At 72.1% G+C, this 23,326-nt stretch carries 20 protein-coding genes; 9 read left to right on the forward strand and 11 right to left on the reverse strand.

The window, feature by feature from the left end; translation table 11 throughout:
- From GCU69_RS06705 to GCU69_RS06725, 5 genes are all read right to left on the reverse strand, one after another.
- Positions 1-1,519, reverse strand: a 1,519-nt coding sequence (locus GCU69_RS06705) for an acyl-CoA synthetase (RefSeq protein WP_098755052.1), incomplete at its 3' end; no start/stop codon positions are given.
- Positions 1,520-1,534: 15 nt separating this feature from the next.
- Positions 1,535-2,995 carry an MFS transporter gene (locus GCU69_RS06710; protein ID WP_156205394.1) on the reverse strand — a complete coding sequence of 487 codons (1,461 nt, stop codon included), beginning with the start codon at positions 2,993-2,995 and terminating at the stop codon, positions 1,535-1,537.
- A 45-nt stretch (positions 2,996-3,040) separates the two neighbouring features.
- Positions 3,041-3,499, reverse strand: coding sequence for a MaoC family dehydratase (locus GCU69_RS06715; protein ID WP_156205395.1), 459 nt, complete (start codon positions 3,497-3,499; stop codon positions 3,041-3,043).
- Positions 3,500-3,583: 84 nt separating this feature from the next.
- Entirely contained in the window at positions 3,584-4,462 is an 879-nt protein-coding gene (locus GCU69_RS06720) for an amidohydrolase family protein (protein ID WP_156205396.1), read from the reverse strand.
- On the reverse strand, positions 4,459-5,385 hold the full coding sequence (locus GCU69_RS06725) for an SDR family NAD(P)-dependent oxidoreductase (RefSeq protein ID WP_306474081.1): 927 nt from the start codon (positions 5,383-5,385) through the stop codon (positions 4,459-4,461). Before GCU69_RS06725 ends, GCU69_RS06720 begins: the two co-directional genes overlap by 4 nt.
- A 157-nt stretch (positions 5,386-5,542) precedes the next feature.
- Here GCU69_RS06725 and GCU69_RS06730 point away from each other — a divergent pair, with 157 nt between their 5' ends.
- The gene (locus GCU69_RS06730; protein ID WP_235978283.1) at positions 5,543-6,406 is read left to right on the forward strand and encodes a PaaX family transcriptional regulator; all 864 of its coding nucleotides are present in this window, start codon (positions 5,543-5,545) and stop codon (positions 6,404-6,406) included.
- A 269-nt stretch (positions 6,407-6,675) separates the two neighbouring features.
- Here the strand turns inward: GCU69_RS06730 and GCU69_RS06735 are convergent, their stop codons facing one another.
- Positions 6,676-7,629, reverse strand: a complete 954-nt coding sequence (locus GCU69_RS06735) for a TauD/TfdA dioxygenase family protein (protein ID WP_156205397.1) — start codon at positions 7,627-7,629, stop codon at positions 6,676-6,678.
- 362 nt (positions 7,630-7,991) lie between these two features.
- Positions 7,992-8,837, reverse strand: coding sequence for an MIP/aquaporin family protein (locus GCU69_RS06740; RefSeq protein ID WP_176604541.1), 846 nt, complete (start codon positions 8,835-8,837; stop codon positions 7,992-7,994).
- A 504-nt stretch (positions 8,838-9,341) separates the two neighbouring features.
- On the opposite strand from GCU69_RS06740, the gene nhaA reads away from it, so the two are divergent.
- From nhaA to GCU69_RS06755, 3 genes are all read left to right on the forward strand, one after another.
- The gene (gene nhaA, locus GCU69_RS06745) at positions 9,342-11,207 is read left to right on the forward strand and encodes a Na+/H+ antiporter NhaA (protein WP_456243371.1); all 1,866 of its coding nucleotides are present in this window, start codon (positions 9,342-9,344) and stop codon (positions 11,205-11,207) included.
- A 129-nt stretch (positions 11,208-11,336) separates the two neighbouring features.
- Complete coding sequence (locus GCU69_RS06750; RefSeq protein ID WP_156205398.1) at positions 11,337-13,040, forward strand: PHP domain-containing protein; 1,704 nt, start codon at positions 11,337-11,339, stop codon at positions 13,038-13,040.
- A gap of 214 nt (positions 13,041-13,254) precedes the next feature.
- Positions 13,255-13,671 (forward strand): SH3 domain-containing protein, encoded by a 417-nt coding sequence (locus GCU69_RS06755; RefSeq protein ID WP_098754230.1) that lies wholly within the window; start codon positions 13,255-13,257, stop codon positions 13,669-13,671.
- A gap of 65 nt (positions 13,672-13,736) precedes the next feature.
- Here the strand turns inward: GCU69_RS06755 and GCU69_RS06760 are convergent, their stop codons facing one another.
- The 4 genes from GCU69_RS06760 to GCU69_RS06775 form a co-directional block, all read right to left on the reverse strand.
- A complete protein-coding gene (locus tag GCU69_RS06760; protein WP_098754231.1) occupies positions 13,737-14,537 on the reverse strand; it encodes an SDR family NAD(P)-dependent oxidoreductase in 801 nt (266 codons plus the stop codon).
- Positions 14,534-15,370 carry an SAM-dependent methyltransferase gene (locus tag GCU69_RS06765; RefSeq protein ID WP_235978285.1) on the reverse strand — a complete coding sequence of 279 codons (837 nt, stop codon included), beginning with the start codon at positions 15,368-15,370 and terminating at the stop codon, positions 14,534-14,536. The genes GCU69_RS06760 and GCU69_RS06765 overlap by 4 nt, the downstream gene beginning before the upstream one ends.
- A 19-nt stretch (positions 15,371-15,389) precedes the next feature.
- On the reverse strand, positions 15,390-16,238 hold the full coding sequence (locus GCU69_RS06770) for a helix-turn-helix domain-containing protein (protein WP_098754232.1): 849 nt from the start codon (positions 16,236-16,238) through the stop codon (positions 15,390-15,392).
- Positions 16,239-16,447: 209 nt separating this feature from the next.
- Positions 16,448-17,482: a LacI family DNA-binding transcriptional regulator gene (locus GCU69_RS06775; RefSeq protein WP_098754233.1), complete on the reverse strand. Its 1,035-nt coding sequence runs from the start codon at positions 17,480-17,482 to the stop codon at positions 16,448-16,450.
- 288 nt (positions 17,483-17,770) lie between these two features.
- Between GCU69_RS06775 and GCU69_RS06780 the strand changes: the two genes are divergently transcribed.
- From GCU69_RS06780 to GCU69_RS06800, 5 genes are all read left to right on the forward strand, one after another.
- Positions 17,771-19,081 carry an extracellular solute-binding protein gene (locus tag GCU69_RS06780; RefSeq protein ID WP_098754234.1) on the forward strand — a complete coding sequence of 437 codons (1,311 nt, stop codon included), beginning with the start codon at positions 17,771-17,773 and terminating at the stop codon, positions 19,079-19,081.
- Between the two features lie 104 nt (positions 19,082-19,185).
- Positions 19,186-20,193, forward strand: a complete 1,008-nt coding sequence (locus GCU69_RS06785) for a carbohydrate ABC transporter permease (RefSeq protein ID WP_156205399.1) — start codon at positions 19,186-19,188, stop codon at positions 20,191-20,193.
- Between the two features lie 4 nt (positions 20,194-20,197).
- The gene (locus GCU69_RS06790; RefSeq protein WP_098754236.1) at positions 20,198-21,127 is read left to right on the forward strand and encodes a carbohydrate ABC transporter permease; all 930 of its coding nucleotides are present in this window, start codon (positions 20,198-20,200) and stop codon (positions 21,125-21,127) included.
- A gap of 74 nt (positions 21,128-21,201) precedes the next feature.
- A complete protein-coding gene (locus GCU69_RS06795) occupies positions 21,202-22,653 on the forward strand; it encodes a GH1 family beta-glucosidase (RefSeq protein WP_156205400.1) in 1,452 nt (483 codons plus the stop codon).
- Positions 22,654-22,888: 235 nt separating this feature from the next.
- Positions 22,889-23,326, forward strand: a 438-nt coding sequence (locus GCU69_RS06800; protein WP_235978287.1) for a cupin domain-containing protein, incomplete at its 3' end; no start/stop codon positions are given.

Below are 23,326 nucleotides of genomic sequence, written 5' to 3' on the forward strand. Positions count from 1 at the left end.
AGGGCCCGCCCAGCTCGCGGAGCCGCTGCTTGAGGACCTTGCCGGATCCGGTGCGGGGCAGGCTGTCCACCGTGTCGAAGTGGACGGGCACCTTGTATTTCGCCAGCCGCCCGGCGAGGAAGGACCGCAGTTCCTCGTGCGAGGTCCCGCTGCCGGGACGGAGGACGACGAACGCCCGGCCTGCCTCGCCCCAGCGCTCGTCGGGCACTCCGACGACCGCGCACTCCGTGACGTCGGGGTGCGCGAACAGCACGCCCTCGACCTCGGCGGGATAGACGTTCTCCCCGCCGGAGATGTACATGTCCTTGACCCGGTCGAGGATGTAGATGTAGCCGTCCTCGTCGAGGGTGGCGATGTCGCCGGAGTGGAACCAGCCGTCCCCGGAGAAGGCGGCGGCCGTGGCCTCCGGCTGCTCCCAGTATCCGGGGGTGACGTTCGGGCCCTTGACGACGACCTCGCCGCGCTCCCCCGGTTCGGTGTCCGTCAGGTCCGGTCGGACCACCCTGACCTGGGTGAAGAAGGCCGGCAGGCCCGCCGACCCCGCCTTGTCGGTGCTCGCCGCCGCTTCCAGGAACGTCGCGCCGGGTGCCGTCTCGGTGAGCCCGTAGCCCTGGCAGAACACCAGACCGCGTTCCTGGTACGTACGGATGAGCGCCTCCGGGACGGGCGCGCCGCCGGCCATCAGGTTGCGCAGCGAGGAGAGGTCGGCGTCCGCCCACCGGGGCGAGCGGGCGAAGGCGGCGAACATCGCGGTGACGCCGAACATCCAGGTGACCCGGTGTTCCGCCACCAGGTCGTAGCAGGCGTCCACGTCCCAGGACGGCATGACGACGCTGGTGCCGCCCTTGAGGAACGTCGGCAGCAGGGTCTGGTTGAGCGCGGCGACGTGGAAGAGCGGGGCGCTGATGAGCGTCACCTCGTCCGCGGCGACATCGACGCCGACGAGCATGTTGAGGGTGTTCCAGATGAGGTTGTCGTGGGTGAGGGTGGCGCCCTTGGGGCGGCCCGTGGTGCCGGAGGTGTAGAGGATGAGCGCGGGCGCGTCGCGCGGAACGGCGACATCGATCGGCTCGGGGTCGCCGCCGGTGATCCAGGAGGCGTACGCGTGCTCCCCGGCGGCGGGATCGCCGAGCGCGAGGACGGTCCGCAGCCGCTCGCGGGCTTCGAGGGCGGCGGCCGTTCGGGCGCACTCGGGGGCGTGGACCAGCACGGTGCTGCCGGACTGCTCCAGCATGTAGTCGAGTTCGGGTGCGGCCAGCCGGAAGTTCAGCGGGACGAAGACGCCGCCGAGCGTGTGGGTGGCGAACAGGGTCTCGACGAACGCCGGGTGGTTGGGCCCGAGATACGCCACCCGGTCGCCGGGGCGGACACCGTCGGCCCGCAGCCGGGACGCCAGCCTGGTGACGCGTTCGTACAGCTCGGCGTAGGTGACCGCGGTGCCCTGGTGGAGCAGGGCCGTGCGGCCGGGTGACAGCCGGGCGCGCCGGGCGGGCCAGGATCCGATGCCCTCGTTCCGCATCATCAGCTCCTCGGGTCAGGTCCCGGCGAGCGGACCGGGGACGGTGCCCGCGGACCGGGTGCCGGTGGTGGCGGGCTCTGCGGTGAGGTCCTGCCCGCTGGTCTCGCGCAGCAACAGCACGCAGACCACCGTGAGGACGCAGAAGGCGGTGATGACCAGGGAGACGGAGGTGGTGGCCGCGGTGCCGCCGCCGCTCGCGCGCTGGATCTCGGCGAAGAGCAGCGGGGCGAATCCGGCGCCGAGTCCGGCGATCTGGTAGCCGAGCGAGGCTCCCGTGTAGCGGCTCCGGGTGCTGAACAGTTCGGTGCACAGCGCGGCGAGCGGCCCGTACATCATCGGGTGGATGACGGCCTGGCCGAGGACGAGGGTGAGGGTGAGCAGGGCGGCGTCGCCGGTGTCGATCAGCGGGAAGAGGGCGAAGCTGAAGACGGCCATGGTGACGGCGCCGGCGAGGAAGACGGGGCGGCGGCCGACCCGGTCGGACAGCGCCGACCAGCCGACGATGCCGAGCACGGCGAGGGCGGAGGAGAGGGTCAGCGCGTTGAGCACGGTCTGCCGCGGATAGCCGGTCTGGACTCCGTAGGCGATGACGAACGTGGTGAGCGTGCCCTGGGCGACGAAGGCGGACAGTCCGACGCCGATCGCGAGGAGCAGGTTCCGGGGGTGGTGACGCAGGACGTCGAGCAGCGGGAGGCCGGTCCCGCCCGGCGTCTGCCTCCGGCCGGGCTTGCCGGGCGCGGCCGGCCCGCCGGGTGCGCCGGGTGCGCCGGGCGGCACAGCCTCTCCGGCCGCCGGGGCGGTGCCGGGCGGGCCCGCCGCGGCGGTGAAGACGGGGGTCTCCGCGACGCGCAGCCGTACGAAGAGGCCGACGCCCAGCAGGACCAGGCTGAGCAGGAACGGTATCCGCCAGCCCCAGGCGAGGAAGGCGTCCTCGCCGACGGCCGCTGCGGTGCCGGTGAGCGCCCCGGTGGACAGCACCATGCCGAAGGGCGCCCCGGCGTTGGTGAAGGCGGACCAGAACCCGCGCCGGGAGGTGGCGTGTTCGGCGGACATCAGTACGGCGCCGCCCCACTCGCCGCCCACGGCGACGCCCTGGAGGACGCGGAGGAGCACCAGCATGACGGCGGCCCAGCTGCCCACCTGGTCGTAGGTGGGCAGGACTCCGATGAGAAAGCTCACCACGCCCATCATGGTCATCGTCATGACCAGCATGCGTTTGCGGCCGAGCCGGTCGCCGAAGTGGCCGAAGAGGATGCCGCCGAGCGGGCGGGCGACATAGCCGGCGGCGAAGGTGCCGAGGCTCGCCACGGTGCCGGCCAGCGGGTCGAGGTCGGTGAAGAAGACCTTGCTGAAGACCACGGCGGAGGCGGTGGCGTAGAGGAGGAAGTCGTAGTACTCGATCACGCTGCCGATGAAGCTGGACGCGACGGCACGGTGCAGTTGTGTGCTGTCGCCGGGTGGTGCGGTGTTCGCCATGATGACCGTCCCTTGGCTGTGGTGACGTGTCCGCTGCGCACCGGCTCAGGCGTAGTGCCGGTACAGGGCCCGCGCGACGCACGCGGGCTTGTCCTGGCCGTCGGTCTCGACGGTGAAGTCCAGCTCCATCTGGACGCCGTTTCCGGCGACCTCGGTGACGGCGCCGACGGTGCCGGCGAGCCGGATCTTGCTGCCCACGGGGACGGGGCTCGGGAAGCGCACCCGGTCCAGGCCGTAGTTGACGCTCATGGAGACCCCGGTGATCCGCAGCAGGTCGCCGAAGAGCGGGATGACGAGGGAGAGGGTCAGATAGCCGTGGGCGATGGTGCCGCCGAACGGGCCGCTCGCCGCGCGCCGCGGGTCGACATGGATCCACTGGTGGTCGCCGGTGGCGTCGGCGAAGGTGTTGACGCGTTCCTGGGTGATGTCGAGCCAGTCGGTGGTGCCGAGGTCGCGGCCGGCGAGGGCCTTCAGCTCCTCGGTGCCGTGGGCGGTGATCGTCATGTGTGCTCCCTGTTCGGGGCGGGGCGGCGGCCCGGGGCGGGGTGAGGTGAGGCGGGGCGAGAGGGCGAGGTGGGGCGGGGGGATTCAGGCGAGACCGAGCAGCCGCGCCGCGTTGTCCTTGAGGATCTTGGGGCGGACCTCGGGTTTGATGTCGAGCCGGGCGAAGTCGGCCAGCCAGCGGTCCGGGGTGATGACCGGGTAGTCGGAGCCGAAGAGCACCTTGTCCTGGAGGAGGCTGTTGGCGTAGCGGACGAGTTGCGGCGGGAAGTACTTCGGGGACCAGCCGGACAGGTCGATGTGAACGTACGGCTTGTGGGTCGCGACGGCCAGGGCCTCGTCCTGCCAGGGGAAGGAGGGGTGCGCGAGGATGACGCGGAGTTCGGTGAAGTCGACGGCGACGTCGTCGACGAAGAGGGGGTTGGAGTATTTGAGCCGGATGCCGCCGCCCCCGGGGACACCGGCGCCGATGCCGGTCTGGCCGGTGTGGAAGAGGGCCGGCACACCCAGCTCCTCGATGGCCTCGTAGAGCGGGTAGGCCAGGGGGTCGTTGGGGAAGAAGCCCTGGATGCCCGGGTGGAACTTGAAACCGCGCACCCCGTACCGCTCCACCAGCCGGCGGGCCTCCCGGACCCCGGCGCGGCCCTTGTGCGGGTCGATGCTCGCGAACGGGATCAAGGTGTCGGCGTGCTCGGCACAGCTGTCGGCGATCTCCTCGTTGGAGATCCTGGGGTGGCCGGTCGCGTGTTCGGCGTCGACGGTGAAGACGACGGCCGCCATGCGGCGCTGCCGGTAGTGGTCGGCCATCTGCGGGATGGTGGGCTGCCGCTCGGTGTGCGTCTTGAAGTACGCGGCGGAGGCGCCGAAGAGTTCCGGGCTGAGCGAGCCGTGGCCGTCGGCGGACACCTCGGCGTGGGTGTGCACGTCGATGGCGGTCAGCGCGGCGGGGTCGGGGCCGGAGGTCACGCCTGCTCCCCGGCGGCGCGGGGTGCGGGGATGCCGTAGGTCTCCGGTTCGGCGCCGGGGCCCGTCTTCCAGGACCGGGCGATGGCGTCGGCGGTCCAGCCGCCGTCGGCGTACACGGGATCCTTCTCGCGCGGGTGGGTCCAGAGGGTGAGCTTGTCGCCGCCGATGCCGATGGCCTGGCCGGTCACGTCCGCCGAGGCGTCGGAGGCGAGGTAGACGATCAGCGGCGCGACGTCCTCGACGGTGCCGAGTCCCTCGTCCCTGCGGAGCCGTGCCGGGAGCGGGTTCCCGGTGCGTTCGGCTTCCTCGATGGCGGGCGCGAAGGCGGGGATGGTCCTGGTCATCTCGGTGGCGGCGACGGGTACGACGGCGTTGACGGTGATCCCGGCCCTGGCCAGCTCCATGGCCCAGGTGCGGGCCATGGCGACGATGCCGGCCTTCGCGGCCGCGTAGTTGGTCTGGCCGAAGTTGCCGCGCTGGCCGGCCGGCGAGGAGATGAGGACCAGCCGTCCGCCGGTGCCCTGCTCGCGCATGCGGACGGCGGCGGCGCGGGCGCAGGTGAAGGTGCCGCGCAGATGGACCCCGACGACGTCGTCGAAGTCCTCGTCGGACATCTTCCAGAGCACCCGGTCCCGCAGGATGCCGGCGTTGGTGACCATGACGTCGAGGCGGCCGAACTCGGCCACGGCACGGTCGACGAGGGCCTCGGCCGTCGCGGTGTCCCCCACCGGCGCGGGGTGCGCCACGGCGGTGCCGCCAGCCTCGGTGATCCTCTCGGCCGCACCACGGGCCGCCGCCGCGTCGACGTCGTTGACGACGACGGACGCGCCGGCGGCGGCCAGGGCCTCGGCATAGGCGAGTCCCAGTCCCCGTCCGCTCCCGGTGACGACGGCGGCCCTCCCCGACAGGTCCAGCCCCGACAGATCCTGCTCCATGGGCACGGCTCCCTCTTCCGGTCTCTTCCGGTCTCTTCCGGTTCCGACGGCCCGACTCGGCGGCCCGACTCGGCGGCGAACGTACGTCGCTTCTTCGACGCCCGTCAAGATTGTGCACAAGATTGGAGCCGACTAGGCTCTACGCGTGACGCCCAGCAGCGACGAGAACCAGGCACGGACACCGGCCGCACGGCCGCAGTCCCTGATGTTCAGCTTCCTCGGCATCTACGTCCTCGGCCGGGACACAGCCGTCTACTCGGGCAGCGTCATCGACGTGTTCGCCCGCGTCGGGGTGTCCGAGGAGGCCGTCCGCTCGACACTGGCCCGCATGGTCAAACGCAATCTGCTCGCGCGTCACCGGCAGGGCCGGAAGGTCTACTTCGGCCTCACCGGCCACGCCGAGGACGTCCTGCGGGACGGACACCGCCGGATATGGGAGACCGGCGCGGTCAACCGGGACTGGGACGGCACCTGGACCGTCGTGGGCTACTCACTGCCCGACAGCCGGCGGAGCGAGCGGCACGACCTGCGTTCCCAGCTGGTGTGGGCGGGGTTCGGGCTGCTGCAGAGCGGGCTGTGGGCGGCGCCGGGCAGCAAGGACGTCGACGCGATCCTGGCGCCGCTGGGGCTCGGCGAGCACGTGACCGTGCTGACGGCGCAGGCCCGCAAGCCGACCGAGTCCGCGGACCTGGTGGAGAAGGCATTCGACACCTCCGGGATCGCCGCCGGCTACCGGGCGTTCCTCGACCGCTGGGGCAGCCGCCGCCCCCTGCCCTCGGCGCCGGACGACCTGGCCCGGCAACTGCTGCTGCACACCGACTGGCTTCAGCTCGTCCGGCAGGATCCGCATCTGCCCGCCGAGCACCTGCCCGAGGACTGGCCGGCGATCCGGGCCGAGAAGCTCTTCCGCTCGCTCGCCCGGACGTACGAACCGGTCGCCGCGGACCTGGCCGCGGCAGTGCTCGACGAGCTGGAGCTGCGGCCCGTCCCGCCGCGCGACGAGAGCTGAATCCCCGCTCCGGAAGGCCGCCGCACCGGCAAGGCCGCCGGGACGGAAAGACCGCCGCACCGGCAAGGCCGCCGGACCCGCAGGCCCCGCCGCGAAGAGGCCACCCCCGGAACATGCCGCCGCCCCGGCGCGCAGGGCACCGGGGCGGCGGCTCCGCCGGTCGCGATCGGACGGAACGGGACGGACGGGACCGGAGCACAGGGCCCGGCCCGCAGGAACCGGACCGGCCCGCAAGGCCCGGACCACCGGGCCCGGACGGCAAGCCCGGATCAGTACGGGCGGTCACCCGCGATCGCCACCCGCTCGGCGACCCGGCGGTGCGGCACGTAGTCGTCCACCGCGTAGTGCTGGGTGGCGCGGTTGTCCCAGAACGCGATGTCCCCCGCCTGCCAGCGGAACCGCACCTGGTACTCCGGGACGTGCGCCTGCTGGAAGAGGAAGCGCAGCAGCCGGTCGCTCTCCGCCCGGTCCATCCCGGTGATGTGCGTGGTGAAGGAGGTGTTGACGAACAGCATCCGCCGCCCGGACTCCGGATGGGTGCGCACGACCGGGTGCTCGACGGGCGGGAACTCGTCCTGGAGCGGAACGAGGCGCTCGGGCCCGTAGAAGCGGATGAAACCGGGGATGAAGTCGTGCACGGCCGTGGCGCCGTCGATGCGGTCCTTCACCGACTGCGGCAGGTTGTCGTAGGCGGCGGCCATGTCGGCCCACATCGTGTCGCCACCGGACGGCGGAACCTCGCGCAGCTGGAGTACGGCGCCGAGCGCGGGCTTCTCGCGGAAGGTGACGTCGGTGTGCCAGACGTTCTCGAACGTCGGCGTGGTGCCGGCGCCCTTGTCGAAGAGCACCACGTCCGGCGACGAGCCGCCCGCCAGCAGCGGGTTGACCTCCAGCTCGCCCCAGTTGCGGGCGAAGGCCCGCTGCGCCTCGGACGTCAGGTGCTGGGCGCGGAAGAAGAGCACCTTCCACTCCAGCAGTGCCCGGTTCAGCTCCTCGCGCAGCACGGGGGTGAGCGGTCGCGAGAGGTCGATGCCGCGGATCTCCGCGCCGATGGTGCGGCCCTGCGGCACGACCTCGAAGTGCTCGTAGGGGCGTTCTTCCGTGCCTTCGGGCAGCCGGCGCAGCAGCCGCCGCCCTTCGTACAGGCCGTCCTCGGGGATCCGGGCCTCGCGCAGCTGGGCGGGGACCGGTGCGGCGGGGGCCGCGGGGGTGGTGATCGTCATGACTCTCCTGAAGATGCGTGACCGACGGGCGGTCGCGGCGCGCGGGTACGGACAGCGGGCGAGCCGCGGGGGCTCGCCGGGTGAGAGGGGTGTCCCGGAAGGACACGGAAAAAGGACAGCGGCCCGCGCGGGTCCGGGATCCGGGGTGTGCGGGGGGGGGCTGTCCGATGTCTCCGGTGGGCTTTTGACGCCGACTGCCGGAGACCCTTCGCGACGCTAGAGGCCGGACCGTGCGCACCCGCAGCGGTCCGGGGTACAGGAGAACCCCGCCGCCTGGAACGAGTGCTTGATCATGGGGCCATTGTGCGGCCCGGGGCCGCACCGGGTCAAGGTGGCACCGGGTGACCGCCCGGTGCCCCGGTTCACTTCGACTGCGTCTCCTCGGTGGGCAGCCGGCCCGGCTCCGGCCCGCGGGCGCGGGCCGCGACGATCTGCCCGATGAACGCGTCGTAGACGAGCACGCCCACCACTCCCCCGGCCAGCGGCCCGGCGATCGGGATCCACCAGTAGTTGCTGAACCACTCGTACGTGCCCGGCAGGGCGATCTCACCCCAGCCGGCGAAGTACGCCCACAGCCGGGGGCCGAAGTCCCGGGCGGGGTTGATCGCGTATCCGGCGTTGGGGCCGAACGTCAGCCCGATGACGAGGACGATCATGCCGATGACGTACGGACCGAGATTGGCGCCGGGGCCGGTGTTCCGCAGGTCGGCGACCGCACAGACCAGCAGCACCAGGACCGCGGTGCCGACGATCTGGTCGAGCAGCGGGCCCCAGACCGAACCGCCGAAGTATTCGGCCGGGAAGGTGGCGAAGATCGAGTAGGTGCTCAGGGACTCGTCCCGGCTCAGCCCCTCGGCCTTGTCGAACGCGTCGATCGCCCACCGGTAGACGGCGTACGTCAGCATGGCGGCGACGAAGGCGCCCGCCAACTGCGCCAGCCAGTACGGCAGCACCTTCCACCAGGCGAAGCCGCGCCGCAGGGCGAAGGCGAGGGTGACCGCCGGATTGATGTGCGCCCCGGTGATCCCGCCGGCCACATAGATGCCGAACACGACGGCGAAGCCCCAGCCGAACGCGATGATCAGCCAGCTCGCGGGGCCGAACGGCTCCGCCTGCCGGCCCGATCCCGGGAGGCCCGCGACCGCCACCGCGACGGCGGCGGTGCCGAGCAGGATCAGTACGAACGTGCCCAGGAACTCGGCGAGCATCTCGCCGCCGAGCCCGGCACGGTACCCGCGCCGGCGTTCACCGTGTTCCACCATCGGCCCTCACTCAGTCCGGTCCGGGAACGCCCGTACGGACGCACCACGCATTTCCGACATTAGGTGTCCGGCGGAATACCGCCACCGGAGCCGTTCCCGCATGCCGCCGAACGCACCAACGCCCCCGGCCCGTCCGGGCAGCGCACCGGCACGGCGGCACGCTCCGGCGCGCCGCTGACGTCCGGTCAGCCGGCGCGGTCACCGGTGGCAGCCCGGCCGGACCGCCGATAGCGTGACCGGCGTACCGTCCGGGGCCGCCCGCCCCTCCCCTCCCCCGCCGGCGGGGACGGCGCGCGCCGTCCGCGGACGCGGATCCGCACCACCGCCGGCCACCAGGAACGCATCGAGCGGGGTCCTTCACGTGATCAGTCACCTGCACCGTCCCTCGTCCGCCGCGCCGGCACCGGTTCCGGGGGCGTGACGGTGGCGCGGGTCCGGCTTCCGGGCCGGCTGCGCGACCGGCGGCAGCAGACCACGGGGAAGCGCCGGGACCTGCTCGCGCAGCTGTCCGGGCCGCTGCGGGCCTTCACCCGTACCGAGGCGGGCAGCGCCGGCATGCTTCTCGCGGCGTCGGCCGTGGCCCTGGCCTGGGCGAACTCCCCCTGGTCGGCCTCGTACGAGGCGCTGTGGGAGACGCATGCCTCGGTGCGGGCGGGTGCCGCGGAACTCGACCTGGATCTGCGGCACTGGGTCAACGACGGCCTCATGGGGCTGTTCTTCTTCGTCATCGGCCTGGAGGTGCGCCGGGAGTTCTCCCTCGGTGAGCTGACCGACCGGCGGCGCGCGGTGCTGCCGGTGGTCGCCGCGCTCGGCGGGATGGCCGTGCCCGCGGTGCTGTATCTGGCGCTCAACCCGTCGGGCGCGGCGGCCGGCGGCTGGGGTGTCGTGATCGGCACGGACACCGCCTTCCTGCTGGGCACGCTGGCGCTCGTCGGCCCCGAGTTCTCCACCCAGCTCCGGCTGTTCCTGCTGACGCTGACGGTGATCGACGACATCGTCGCGGTCAGCGTGATCGGAGTGGTGTACTCCGACTCGCTCCGCGTGCCGCCGCTGCTCGCCGCCGGCTGCTGTCTGCTGGTGCTGGCCGTGCTCAGCCGGCGCGGCGCCTGGCGCGCCTCCGTCTACGTGGTGGTGGTCTGCGCGCTGTGGCTGGCCACCGAGGAGAGCGGGCTGCACGCGTCGATCGCCGGCATGGCGGCCGGCCTGCTGGTCGCGGCCCGCGCGCCGCGACGGCAGGAGGTGGAGGGGGCCGCGTCGCTGTTCCGGGCGTTCCGGCAGTCGCCGATGCCCGGCGTCGGCGCCTCCGCCAAGGCCGGGCTGGCCCGGGCGATCTCCGTGAACGAGCGCCTCCAGACGGCGCTGCACCCGTGGACCGGCTTCGTGGTCGTCCCGCTGTTCGCCCTCGCCAACGCGGGCATCGACCTGCGGGGCGGCGTCCTCACCGACGCGCTCACCTCCCCCGTCACCTGGGGCGTGGTGCTGGGCCTCTCCGCGGGCAAGCCGGCCGGGATCGCGGCGGGCGCCCTGGGCGGCGCGCGGCTCGGGCTCGGCCGGCTGCCGCAGGGGGTGGGGCCGGGGCAGGTGCTGGGCGGCGCGGCGCTGTCGGGCATCGGGTTCACCGTCTCGCTGCTGATCGTCCAGCTGGCCTTCGAGGACCGGGCGCTGCGCGACGAGGCGACGGTGGGGGTGCTGCTGGCCGCGGTGGTGTCGACGCTGACGGGCTGGGTGGCGTTCCGGCTCGCCGCCGTCCTGCGCGGTGAGCGGACGGCGGATCTGCCGCGGGTGCTCGACCGGCCCGTGCGGACCGGCACGGACCATGTGCGCGGACCGGCGGACGCGCCGCTGACGCTCGTCGAGTACGGCGACTTCGAGTGCCCCTTCTGCGCCAAGGCGACGGGCGTGGCCCGGGAGCTGCGGGAGCGGTTCGGGGACGACCTGCGCTACGTGTTCCGCCATCTGCCGCTGCCCGACGTCCACCCGCGGGCGGAGGCGGCCGCCCGGGCCGCGGAGTCGGCGGCCGCGCAGGACCGCTTCTGGGAGATGCACGACCTGCTGTTCCGGCATCAGGACGAGCTGGAGTACGAGGATCTGGCGGGATACGCCGCGGAACTCGGCCTCGATGTGGAACGGTTCCTGCGCGATCTGGACGACGAGCGGACCGCCGCCCGGATCCGGGCGGACGTGGCGGGCGCGGAGGCGAGCGGGGCGCGCGGCACCCCGACGTTCTTCGTCGGCGACCGCCGGCACACCGGGCCGCACGACACCGAGAGCCTGGCCGCCGCGCTCGGCTCGCTGCGGACCACGGCGTCCGGGTGAGCCGGCCCGCCCTCATGATCGTCCGGCATTCAACATCCTCCGGACGTACGGCCGTCACCGCCGATTCATCCCGCGTCCGGAGCATCTGTGCGGAGCAGCTGGGACATCCGCACCGGGCGAGGAGTCGGCATGGGCCACGGCCATCACCACCACGGGCACGACCACCACCACGAGCCGGGCGAGACCGCGGGCGCCCTGCCTCCCGCGCTCGACGGCTCCGTGCCCGACGCCGAGCTGACACCCGCCCAGCTCGGCCGCCGGTCCCTGCTCCGCCGTACCGGACTGCTCGGCGCGGGCCTGGCCGGGGCCGGGGTGCTGGGCGGCGCGGCGGCGGCTCCCGCCACGGCCGCGCCCCGCGCGGGCCGCAAGGGCAAGGGCTTCCTGTGGCTGGCGGGTGACCACCACATCCACACCCAGTACAGCAGTGACGGCAAGTACCGGGTCACGGACCAGGTGCGCCAGGGCTCGCGGCACGGCCTGGACTGGCTGGTCATCACCGACCACGGCAGCGAGACCCACGCCAGGATCGGCGTGGAGAAGGTGAACCCGGACATCCGCCGGGCGCGGGAGGAGTTCCGTGACTCCCTGGTCTTCCAGGGCCTGGAGTGGAACATCCCGTCCGCCGAGCACGGCACCGTCTTCGTGCACCCCGGCCGGAACGAGGTAGCGGTCCTCAAGGAGTTCGAGAACACCTTCGACGGCAGCGTGCGCGACGTGAGCGGCGGCGTCCGCGAGCAGGAGGCCCTGGCCGTCTCCGGGCTGCGCTTCCTGGGTGAACAGGTCCGGCACCGCAAGGTCCGGGACGCGCTGATGCTCGCGAACCACCCGGCCCGCAAGGGCATCGACTCCCCGCACGAGCTACGGGCCTGGCGCGACGCCACCTCCCCCGGCCACCGCATCGCCGTGGGCATGGAGGGCGCCCCCGGCCACCAGGCGGCGGGCATCCCCGCGCCCGCCGGCATGGGCCGCGGCCGCGGGCTCTACGACGGCGGGCCCGGGGACGCGTCCTTCGCCGCGTACCCCAGGGAGAGCTACCGGACCTGGGGCGGCTTCGACTGGATGACCGCGACCGTCGGGGGCCTGTGGGACAGCCTGCTCGCCGAGGGCAAGCCGTGGTGGATCACCGCCAACTCCGACTCGCACAACGTCTACGCCGACACCGCCGAGCGCGGCGGGCCCGACAGCGACTTCGAGGCCAACGGGCGGCACACCGACCCGGTGTACTCCGGCGGGCCGGACCTGGCGCAGGGAGACTACTGGCCCGGCCAGTACAGCCGCACCCATGTGGGCGCGGACGGCTTCTCGTACGCCGCCGTCATGGACGGCATCCGGGCCGGCCGGGTCTGGGTCGACCACGGGGGCCTGATCAGCGGGCTCGACGCGCGGCTGCGCGGGGGCGGCCGGTGGGCCACGCTGGGCGGATCGCTGCACGTCGCGCGCGGCACCGAGGTGGAGCTGAGCATCGGCATCGCCCTGGCGAACGGGCCCAACTGGGCGCAGTTCGTGCCCGGGCTGGCCCGGGTGGACGTCATCCACGGCGACGTCACCGGTCCGGTCTCCGACCCGGACGCCTTCACCGCGCCGACCGCGCGGGTCGCCGCCTCCTTCGAGGTCGGCCGCTCCACCGGCACGGTGCGCCTCAGCCACCGGCTCGGCCGGGTCGACCGTCCGCTGTACGTCCGGCTCCGGGGCACCGACGGCAACCGTACGGCGGTCGGTCCGGGCGGAGCCTCGGTCGACCCCGCCGGCCCGGCGGTCGACGTGCCCGGCGACGCGGACCCGTGGCGGGATCTGTGGTTCTACTCCAATCCGATCTGGGTGCTGCCCGCCTGACCCGTCCGCCGAGGTGACGGGGCCGCCCGGCGGGCGGCTCATCTGGAGGAGCCACCCGCACCCGTACAGATCGTGACAAGTTGCACACGCTGCGGCATGTGCATAACGTCCCTTTTGCGGGCAGACCATGCGATTAGTCAACGCCGGTCATCATGCCCGACACCCGCACCCCCAGGTCCCGTACGGGATCTCACCTCCGCAGGAGACAGGCACCATGCTGCAGTCGAAGTTCAGCAAGATCACTCTGTGCGCCGCCACCGGCGCACTCGCCGCCGCCACCCTGGCCGGCCCGGCCGCCGCCACGGAGCGCCCCGAGGCGCAGATGGCGGCCGCCCCGGTCGTCACGACCGAGGACGCCCGGGAGACCCAGGCGGCGACCTACGACAAGCGCCGCTACTACAAGGGCCGGGTCATCTCCAAGATCCCGCTCAACGTCCGCTCCGGCCCGACCCGCAAGGCCCGCGTCATCGGTTCCCTGAACCCGGGTCAGCACGTGCGCATCGAGTGCAAGGTCACGAGCAAGGACGTCGTGGACGGCAACCCGCGCTGGTACAAGCTGGCCGACGGCAAGTGGGCCTGGGCGGCCGCCCGCTACATCGAGAACATCGGCAAGGCCCCGCACAAGTGCTGAGCCCGTTCTCACCCCGCTGACGGAGGGGTCCCGGCCGCCGGCCGGGACCCCTCCCGCGTGTCCGGCTACCGCCGGGCGTCCGGGAACGGCGTCCCGGTCAGCTCCGCCAGGGCCGCCAGCAGACGTTCCTGGACCTGTGTGTCGCCCGCGGCCGGATGAGCCGTCAGTTCGCGGCGGCGCTTGAAGTAGCGGCCGGTGACGGTGGCACCGGCGGAGTCGTCCGTGGCCAGCCAGACCTGCGTCTCCGCGCCCTCCGGCAGCGCGTCCGTCGCCTCCGGGCCGCCGAGCCTGGTCCTGATCCAGCCGGGGTCCACGGCGTTGGAGAGCGTGTCCGGCAGCCGGCGGGCGGCCGCGAACGCCAGCATCACGTCGTACAGCTTGGAGTCGGCGTACGCCTGCATGCCGTCCCAGGGCCGGCCGGTGAACTGCAGATCGTCCAGCGCCGGTGTCCCCCGGGACTCCAGACCGGAGGTCAGGTACACCAGCCGGCGCGGCGGCGGCATCAGTGCCGTCAGCAGATACGGGGCGACGACGTTGATCTGGAAGATGCGCTCCAGCCCGTCGGCGGTGACCTCCCGACGGGGCACGCCGCCGCCGACACCCGCGTTGTGGATCACCACGTCGAACGGGCCCGCCCCGGCGGCCGCCCGCGCCAGCTCGCGGGTCTCCGCCAGCGAGGCCAGGTCGCCGACCAGCACGTCCGCCGCCTTCGGCACCGCCGCCAGGGCCTCCTCGGCACGCGACGCGTCCCGGGCGTGCAGCACCACCCGGTGTCCTCCGGCGGCGAGGACCGACGCCGTCTCGCGGCCGATGCCGTCGGCGGATCCGGTGACGAACACCCGGCGCGGGGCGGTGTCCGGGCTCATTCCTCGCCTCCCGGCTTGCGGCCCAGACCGCCGCCGTAGAGCAGACCGCTGATGTCCAGCGGGGCGGCGACCGGCTCGTCGGGCCGCCAGTACGGCAGATAGACCACACCCGGTTCGGTGATCTCCAGCCCCTCGAAGAAACCGGCGATCTGCGCCATCGAGCGGAGCTGGCCGCGGCCGAGGGCCTGCAGCAGCACCGACTCCAGCCTGCGGGCCTCCGGGGTGGAGGAGCAGAAGTGGGTGAGCAGCAGATAGCTGCCGGGCGCCATCATCTCCTTGTACCTGCCGATGATGCCGACCGGGTCCTCCTCGTCGAGGACGTGCTGGATCACCGCGTTCATGATCAGTCCGACCGGGCGCCGCAGGTCGAGCGCGTCGCTCACCCCGGAATGGGCGAAGATCCGCTCCGGCTCCCGGAGGTCGCCGGCCACGACCGCGGTCGACCGGTTGTCGGCCAGCAGGGCGTTGCCGTGGGCCAGCACGATCGGGTCGTTGTCGACGTAGACGACTTTCGCCCGCGGATTGGCCGACTGGGCGATCTCGTGGGTGTTCTGCACCGTGGGCAGTCCCGAGCCGAGGTCCAGGAACTGGTCGATCCCCGCGCCGCTCATGTGGCGCACGGCGCGGCCGAGCATCGCCCGGTTGATGACGGCGCCCCTGCCGCCGTCGGGGAACGCCGCCATCAACTGCTCGGTCAGCTCCCGGTCCACGGGGTAGTTGTCCTTGCCGCCCAGCACGGCGTCGTAGACCCGGGCGACGCTGGGCCGGGTGGTGTCGATCTCCGGCGGGGAGAAACCTGGGTCCTGCTGGGTCCAGCTCATGTTCTCGGCCATGTGGAGGCGGCCCTTCCCTTCAGATCTCCTTGCGGATGGCGGCGAGGGCCGCCTCGGTGCGGTCGAGCGGCAGCGCCTGTGCGCCCATCCGGTCCATGGCCTCCGAGAACGGGGCGACGTCGTGGTACTCGTCGAGGTACACGGCACCGACGAGGTTCTCCAGGTAGACGACGTCCTCCAGCTCCGGATGGGGGAACCGGAAGATGTGGAAGGGGCCGTACATGCCGGGGTGCAGTCCGAGCGCGAACGGCATGATCTGCACCGCGACGTTGGGGGCCGCGCCCATCTCGATCAGATGGTCGATCTGCTCCCGCATCACCTCGGGCCCGGACACGGGCCGGCGCAGCACGGTCTCGTCCAGGACCACCCAGAGCCGGGGCGCGCCGGGCCGGGCGAGGAGCTTCTGCCGCTCCAGCCGCACGGCGACCCGGCGTTCGAACTCCTCGGAGTCGTCGTACGGGCGGCCGGCCCGGAGCACGCTGCGCGCGTAGTTCTCGGTCTGGAGCAGGCCGGGGACGTAGTGCGGTTCGTAGGCCCGGATCACGTGGGCCTCCTCCTCCAGCGCCACGTACCCCTTGAACCAGTCGGGCACCACGTCCCGGTAACGGTGCCACCAGCCGGGCCGGTTGGCGGCCTCGACCATGGCGAGAAAGGAGTCGACGTCGTCGCGGGCCGTCACGCCGTACCGCTCCAGGAGCGTCCTGACGTAGAGGACCTTGAGCCCGACCTCGCCCTTCTCCATGCGGCGGATCGTCAGCTCGCTCACGCCCAGGGCACCGGCCGCCTGCTGGTACGTCACCCCCGACGCCAGCCGGAGATCCTTCAGCCGTTTGCCGAGCACGATCAACCGGGCCGTCGAGGCATTCATCGGCCGTAACCTGGCCACCCCGTCACCTCCGAACGGCCTTGCGTGGCGGCAGTCCGCCACCTCGGCCGGACACCCGTCCGAGCGGCGCCGGACAGAAGTTATCAGACCGGATGCCCCTGAACGACGATGTCGCGCAAGGTGGTTGAAAGCTTCAACCTGATCTGCCCGCGGGGCCCGCGGGGCGGGGGCCCTCGGGCGCCCGGCGGAGGTCAGCTGGACTCGCGGACCACGAGCGAGGTGGGCAGGAGGACCTGGCGCCGTCCCCCACCGGGCCGGTCCGCCTCGTCCGCCTCGTCCATCTCCTCCAGCAGAATCGAGGCCATCGTGCTGCCGATCTCCTCGACCGGCTGCCGCACGCTGGTCAGGGGCGGGTCGGTGTGCCGGGCGACGATCGAGTCGTCGAAGCCGACCACCGCCACGTCCTCCGGCACGCGGCGGCCGTGCCGGCGCAGTTCGGCGAGCGCGCCCGCCGCCATCACGTCCGACGCCGCGAACACCGCGTCCAGACCGGGCCGGCGCTCCAGGAGCGCGCGCATCGCGCGCCGGCCGCCCTCCTCGGTGAAGTCGGCCGGCTCCGCGAGGGCCTCGGAGGCGTCGGCACCGCCCTCCCGCAGCGCGTCCCGCCAGCCCTGGCGTCTGCTGTGGCCGACGTCCATGTCGAGCGGGCCGGTGATGGTCGCGATCGTACGGCGGCCGCGGCGCAGCAGGTGGCGCACGGCCTCCGCGGCCCCGCCCGCGTTGTCGGAGTGGACGTGGCTCAGCGACTCGGCGGCCGACCGGCGTCCGGCCAGCACGGCCGGCAGCCCGAACTCCTCCAGCAGCGCAGGCAGCGGGTCGTCCCGGTGCACCGAGACCAGCAGGACGCCGTCGACGCGGCGCGCCGCCAGGAAGTCCCGGAGCTGGTCGAGTTCCCGCTGGTCGCGCACGAGGATCAGCAGCAACTGGAACGGGGTGTCGGAGAGCCCGGTGCTGACGCCGCGGATCACCGCGGAGAAGTACGGTTCGGAGCCCAGCCTGCTCTCCGACTCCGGGATCACCAGGGCGACGGACTGGGTGCGGCTCGTCACCAGGCTGCGGGCGACGGAGCTGGGCACGTAGTTGAGTTCGCTGATCGCTGCCTGCACCGCGGCCTTGGCGGCGTCGCTGACCAGAGGCGATCCGTTGAGAACCCGGGAGACGGTGGTGCGTCCCACCCCGGCGCGTGCGGCGACGGTTTTAATAGTTGGCCGTTGACTGGTGCCCATGGCCCGCCATCGCCCCTTCCCTCGTAGCGCCGCGTACAGCGCTCATCAGCGCATTGTGCCAGACCTTGCACCAGCTGCCCCGGCCGTGACAAGAGCCCCGGACACGGTCTCGTAACGGACACGACTTCTCTTCTTGACGTCATCGCCTTTGGGTCACACAGTCATCAGCAACCCCGGTGGGATCGCTCCCACTCGGCTTTGGGAACGATCCCACTGCTGCTTGCTCTGTGGGACGGCCTCGATGAGCCAGCAGTCCGGCGCTCCAGGCGCCGCCACAAGGAGGACACGATGGGCAGTGCGCGCAAGCCATTCGGTACAAGAGTCGTAGCCGCGGCCGCGGCGGCCGTCTCCCTAGCGCTGGTCGCGGGCTGTGGCGGCGGGGACAGCGGCGACAGCGGGAAGACCGAGGACGGCAAGGTCAAGATCACCATGGGGCTGTTCGGCGTCATGGGATTCAAGGAGACCGACCTCCTCGAGCGCTACATGAAGGAGAACCCGGACGTCGTCGTCGAGGCCGAGGTCGCGGGCGACGAGCAGAGCTACTACACGGCGCTGCAGACCCGTCTGGCGGGCGGCAGCGGGCTCAAGGACATCCAGGGCATAGAGATCGGCCGGGCCAAGGAGCTCGTCGACACCCAGGCGGACAAGTTCGCGGACCTGTCCGGGGTCAAGGGCACCGACCACTTCCTGCCCTGGAAGCTGAGCCAGGTCACCACCCCGGACGACAAGGTGATCGGCCTGGGCACGGACATCGGCCCGATGGCCGTCTGCTACCGCAAGGACATGTTCGAGGAAGCCGGCCTGCCCACCGACCGCGACGAGGTCGCGAAGCTGTGGGAGGACGGCTGGGAGGGCTACGTCGAGGCGGGCAAGAAGTTCAAGTCCGACTACAAGGACGACAAGGTCTCCTACCTCGACAGCGCCTCCGGCCTGTTCAACGCGATGATCTACGGCAGCCCCGAGCAGTTCTACAACAAGGAAGGCGAGCTGATCCACAAGACCAACCCCGCCGTCAAGGAGGCGTGGGAGCTGGCCTCGGAGGCCGCCACCGCGGACCTGACCGCCAAGCTGCGGCAGTTCCAGCCCGGCTGGGACCCGGGACTGGCCAACAGCACGTTCGCCACCACGGTGTGCCCGGCGTGGATGCTCGCCCACATCAGCGAGAAGGCCGGACCGGCGAACAAGGGCAAGTGGGACGTCGCCAAGGCTCCTCAGGGCGCCAACTGGGGCGGTTCCTTCCTCGGGGTGATGGAGGACAGCCCGGTCAAGGAGGAGGCGAAGAAGCTGGTCGCCTGGCTGACGGCGCCGGAGCAGCAGGCGTACCTCTTCCAGGAGCTCGGCAACTTCCCGTCCTCGCAGGAGGCCCTGGAGGACCCGAAGGTGGCCGACGCGAAGTCCGAGTACTTCGGTGGCGCGCCGATCGGCAAGATCTTCGGTGACGCCGCCAAGGAGATCCCCGACGAGCAGGTCCTCGGCCGCAAGGACGGCACCATCAAGGACACCTTCTCGCAGGGTCTCCAGCTGATCGAGGACGGCGACCAGAGCCCCGAAGAGGCCTGGAAGACCACCGACGAGCGCGTCCAGAAGACCGCCGGCTGACCCGGTCCGCCCGTTGAGGTGCCCGGCGGCCGCGGCGTGACAACGCCCGGCCGCCGGGGCCTCCCCCGTCCTTATCAAGCGCACCTCAGGGAAGGAAGCCCTCCGTGGCCACCTCCACCTCGGTCTCCCCGGCCGGTTCCGCCGGAGGGCCCCGCCCCGGACGTACGGGGGACAACCCCCGGCAGAAGTGGCGGAACCTGTTCCACCGCCTGGACATGGGAGCGGCGCCCTACACCTTCGTCGCCCCGTTCTTCATCATCTTCGGAGCCTTCAGCTTCTATCCGCTGGTCTACACGTGCTGGATCTCCCTGCACGACGTGGAACTGGCGACGATGGACCTGATGGAGTGGGTGGCGTTCGAGAACTACGTCGAGCTCGTCAACGACGCGAAGTTCTGGAACGCGCTCGGCAACACCTTCACCATCGGCGTCATCTCCACCGTGCCCCAGCTGCTCATGGCGCTCGGCCTGGCGCACCTGCTCAACTACCGGATGCGGGGCGCCGGCTTCTTCCGGGTCGCGGCCCTCGCGCCGTACGCGACGTCGGTCGGTGCCGCGGCGCTGGTCTTCACCATGCTGTTCCAGCGGGACTTCGGCATGATCAACTGGGGGCTGGGCCTCGTCGGGTTCGATCCCGTCGACTGGGAGAGCGACAAGTGGCCCGCCCAGCTGGCGATCTCCTCCATCGTGATCTGGCGCTGGACCGGCTACAACGCCCTGCTGTACCTGGCCGCGATGCAGGCCATCCCGCGGGACCGCTACGAGGCCGCGGCGATCGACGGCGCCTCCCGTTGGCAGCAGTTCACCCGGGTGACCATCCCCGGCATCAAGTCGACGATCGTCTTCACCATCGTGCTGTCCACCATCGGAGCGACCCAGCTCTTCGGGGAGCCGCTGATCTTCGGCCAGGGCCCGAACGGCGTCACCGGCGGCACACACAACCAGTACCAGACCCTGGGCCTGCTGCTCTACGAGGAGGGCTGGAAGAACTACCAGATGGGACGGGCCGCCACGGTCGCCTGGGCGATGTTCCTGCTGCTCGTCCTCGCCTTCGTCCTCCAGCGCGTGTGGCAGCGCGCCAAGTCCCGCCCGTCCGCACCCAGGAAGCGGTAACGCCATGACCACCGAAACCGTTCCCGGCAAGCGGGACACCCGCAAGCGGACACCGAGCCCCATGCCCTTCCCGGACAGCCGCCGGCTGCGGCTGCCCTTCCGGCTGAAGGCCGGACGCCAGCACCACGCCGGTCCGCTCGCCTACTTCCTGCTGATCCTGGCCGCGGTCACCTCGCTCTTCCCGCTGTACTGGACGATGGTCGCGGCATCGACCGACAACACCCGGGTGACCCAGACCCCGCCGCCGTTCCTGCCGGGCCCGAACCTCTTCAAGAACCTCGCGGCGGCCTGGGAGGACGCCGCGATGGGCAAGGCGCTCACCAACAGCTTCATCGTCGCCGGCACGATCGCCGTGGCGACCGTCCTGTTCGCCACGCTGGCCGGCTTCGCCTTCGCCAAGCTGCGCTTCCGGGGCCGCAACATCCTGCTGACCCTGGTCATCGGGACGATGATGATCCCGCCGCAGCTCAGCGTCGTACCGCTGTTCATGATGATGAGCGACCTCGGCTGGGGCCAGCGGCTGCCGGCCGTCATCTTCCCGACCCTGGTCAGCGCCGTGGGCGTGTTCTTCATGCGGCAGTACCTCGTCGAGGCGCTGCCGGACGAACTCATCGAGGCGGGCCGCGTCGACGGCGCCCACAGCCTGCGGATCTTCTGGAGCATCGTGCTGCCGGTGGCCCGTCCCGCGATGGCCGTGCTCTTCATGATCACGTTCGTGCACGCCTGGAACGACTTCTTCTGGCCGTTCATCGCCCTGGACATGAACAACCCCACCATCCCGGTCGCCCTGACCCAGCTCAGCGCGGGCTATGTGCGCGACCAGTCCCTGATCATGGCGGGGGCCCTGCTCGGGACCCTGCCGCTGCTGCTGATGTTCGTCGTCTTCGGGCGGCAGATCGTCGGCGGCATCATGCAGGGGGCGGTCAAGGGCTGAGGCCGCTCGCCGGGCCTTCCCTGACCATTCCCCGCCCCCGCACCCGTACCACCACTCCCCGGAAGGACCCCTTCGTGGCCTCTTCATCCCCTGACCCCGCCTCCGCGACGGAAGCCGGGCGCACGTTCCCGCCCGGCTTCCTGTGGGGCACCGCGACCGCCGCCTACCAGATCGAGGGGGCCGTGGACGTGGACGGCCGCACCCCCTCCATCTGGGACACCTACTCCCGTACGCCCGGCAAGGTGCGCAACGGCGACACCGGTGACATCGCCACCGACCACTACCACCGCTGGCGCGAGGACGTCGCGCTGATGGCCGATTTGGGCGTGGGGGCCTACCGCTTCTCGGTCTCCTGGCCCCGCGTCCAGCCCGGCGGCCGGGGCGCGGCGTCGCAGAAGGGGCTGGACTTCTACCGGCGGCTCGCCGACGAACTGCTGGAGAAGGGCATCCAGCCGGTCGCGACCCTCTACCACTGGGACCTGCCGCAGGACCTGGAGGACGCGGGAGGCTGGCCCGAGCGGGACACCGCGTACCGCTTCGCCGAGTACGCGGCCCTCGCGGCCGACGCGCTCGGCGACCGGGTGCGGACCTGGACGACGCTCAACGAGCCCTGGTGCAGCGCCTTCCTGGGCTACGGCTCCGGGGTGCACGCGCCGGGGCGCACCAATCAGGCCGACGCGCTGCGCGCCGCCCACCACCTCAACCTGGGGCACGGGCTGGCCGTCCGCGAGCTGCGGTCCCGGACCGCCGCCGGCACACAGGTCTCCGTGACGCTCAACCTGCACCATGTGCGGCCGCTGACCGACAGCGCGGAGGACGCCGACGCCGCCCGCCGCATCGACGGCGTCGCCAACCGGGTCTTCACCGGCCCGATGCTGCGCGGCGCCTACCCGGAGGACGTGCTGAAGGACACCGCGCACCTCACGGACTGGTCGTTCGTGCGCGACGGGGACACCGGGACGGCACAGGCGCCGCTGGACTTCCTGGGCGTCAACTTCTACACGCCGACCCTCGTCTCCGCCGCCGAGCCCGGCGGCAGCGCGCACCGCTCCGACGGGCACGGCGCCAGCGCGTTCAGCCCCTGGCCGGGCGGCGACGACGTGGCCTTCCACCTGCCGCCCGGGCCGACGACGGCCATGGGCTGGGCGGTGGACCCGAGCGGCCTGTACGACCTGCTGCTGCGGGTGAAGGCGGACTTCCCCGGACTGCCGCTGATGATCACCGAGAACGGAGCGGCCTTCGACGACTACGCCAATCCCGAGGGCGAGGTGCACGACCCGGACCGGATCGCCTATCTGCACGGCCACCTCACGGCGGTGCACCGGGCGATCGAGGCCGGCGTCGACGTCCGCGGCTACTTCCTGTGGTCGCTGATGGACAACTTCGAGTGGGGCTACGGCTACAGCAAGCGGTTCGGCGCGGTGTACGTCGACTACCCGACGCACCGGCGCATCCCCAAGTCCAGCGCCGGCTGGTACGCGAAGGTGGCCCGGACCGGCACCGTGCCGCCCCTCGGCGAGAGCTGAGCCGCCGGGCGAGAGCTGAGCCGCCGTCTCCTGCCGCCCCCCGGGCGGGCCCGTCCGCGGGTCCGCCCGGGGGGCGGCCTCGTCCCGGCACGGCGTCCGGCCGGCCCGTCCGGCACACCGCGCGCCCGGTCCTGCCGCCGCTCGCCGGCCGGCGGCCCGTACGCCCTCCTCGGCGCACCCGGCGCCGCTAGTCTTGGCCTTCGTAACCGAACACCGTGTCGAGGGGGAACCAGTCGTGGACGTACGACAGCGCCGCAGGGTGGCCAGGACCGCGGTGGCGGGCATGACCTTGGCGGGACTGGCGCTGCTGCCGGGATCGGCCGGGGCCACCCCCGGCAGGGGCGTCACCAGCACCGAGCTGGCCGAGGGGACGTCCGAGCGGACGGTGCAGGTCCGCAACAAGGGCGCCACGGACGTCAAGATGCGCGAGATCACCATCGCGCCCGGCGGCACCACGGGCTGGCACCAGCACCCCGGCCGGCTCATCGCCGTGGTCAAGTCCGGGACGCTGACCCGCACCTTCAGCGACTGCACGACCGAGGTGTCCCGGGCCGGGGACACGCTGGTCGAGGAGGCCGACCAGGTCCACACCGGGCACAATCACGGCTCGGAACCGGTCGTGCTGTACGTGACCTACGTGCTGCCCGCCGGTGCCCCGACCTCGCACGACGAG

It is taken from the genome of Streptomyces lycii (assembly GCF_009735685.1).
Classification (GTDB): domain Bacteria; phylum Actinomycetota; class Actinomycetes; order Streptomycetales; family Streptomycetaceae; genus Streptomyces; species Streptomyces lycii.

Coding starts and splice junctions, on each gene's coding strand:
- GCU69_RS06710 (WP_156205394.1), bottom strand. CDS start 2,995: ATGGCGAACACCGCACCACCCGGCGACAGCACACAACTGCACCGTGCC.
- GCU69_RS06715 (WP_156205395.1), bottom strand. CDS start 3,499: ATGACGATCACCGCCCACGGCACCGAGGAGCTGAAGGCCCTCGCCGGC.
- GCU69_RS06735 (WP_156205397.1), bottom strand. CDS start 7,629: ATGACGATCACCACCCCCGCGGCCCCCGCCGCACCGGTCCCCGCCCAG.
- GCU69_RS06740 (WP_176604541.1), bottom strand. CDS start 8,837: ATGCTCGCCGAGTTCCTGGGCACGTTCGTACTGATCCTGCTCGGCACC.
- GCU69_RS06750 (WP_156205398.1), top strand. CDS start 11,337: ATGGGCCACGGCCATCACCACCACGGGCACGACCACCACCACGAGCCG.
- GCU69_RS06755 (WP_098754230.1), top strand. CDS start 13,255: ATGCTGCAGTCGAAGTTCAGCAAGATCACTCTGTGCGCCGCCACCGGC.
- GCU69_RS06760 (WP_098754231.1), bottom strand. CDS start 14,537: ATGAGCCCGGACACCGCCCCGCGCCGGGTGTTCGTCACCGGATCCGCC.
- GCU69_RS06765 (WP_235978285.1), bottom strand. CDS start 15,370: ATGGCCGAGAACATGAGCTGGACCCAGCAGGACCCAGGTTTCTCCCCG.
- GCU69_RS06770 (WP_098754232.1), bottom strand. CDS start 16,238: ATGAATGCCTCGACGGCCCGGTTGATCGTGCTCGGCAAACGGCTGAAG.
- GCU69_RS06775 (WP_098754233.1), bottom strand. CDS start 17,482: ATGGGCACCAGTCAACGGCCAACTATTAAAACCGTCGCCGCACGCGCC.
- GCU69_RS06780 (WP_098754234.1), top strand. CDS start 17,771: ATGGGCAGTGCGCGCAAGCCATTCGGTACAAGAGTCGTAGCCGCGGCC.
- GCU69_RS06790 (WP_098754236.1), top strand. CDS start 20,198: ATGACCACCGAAACCGTTCCCGGCAAGCGGGACACCCGCAAGCGGACA.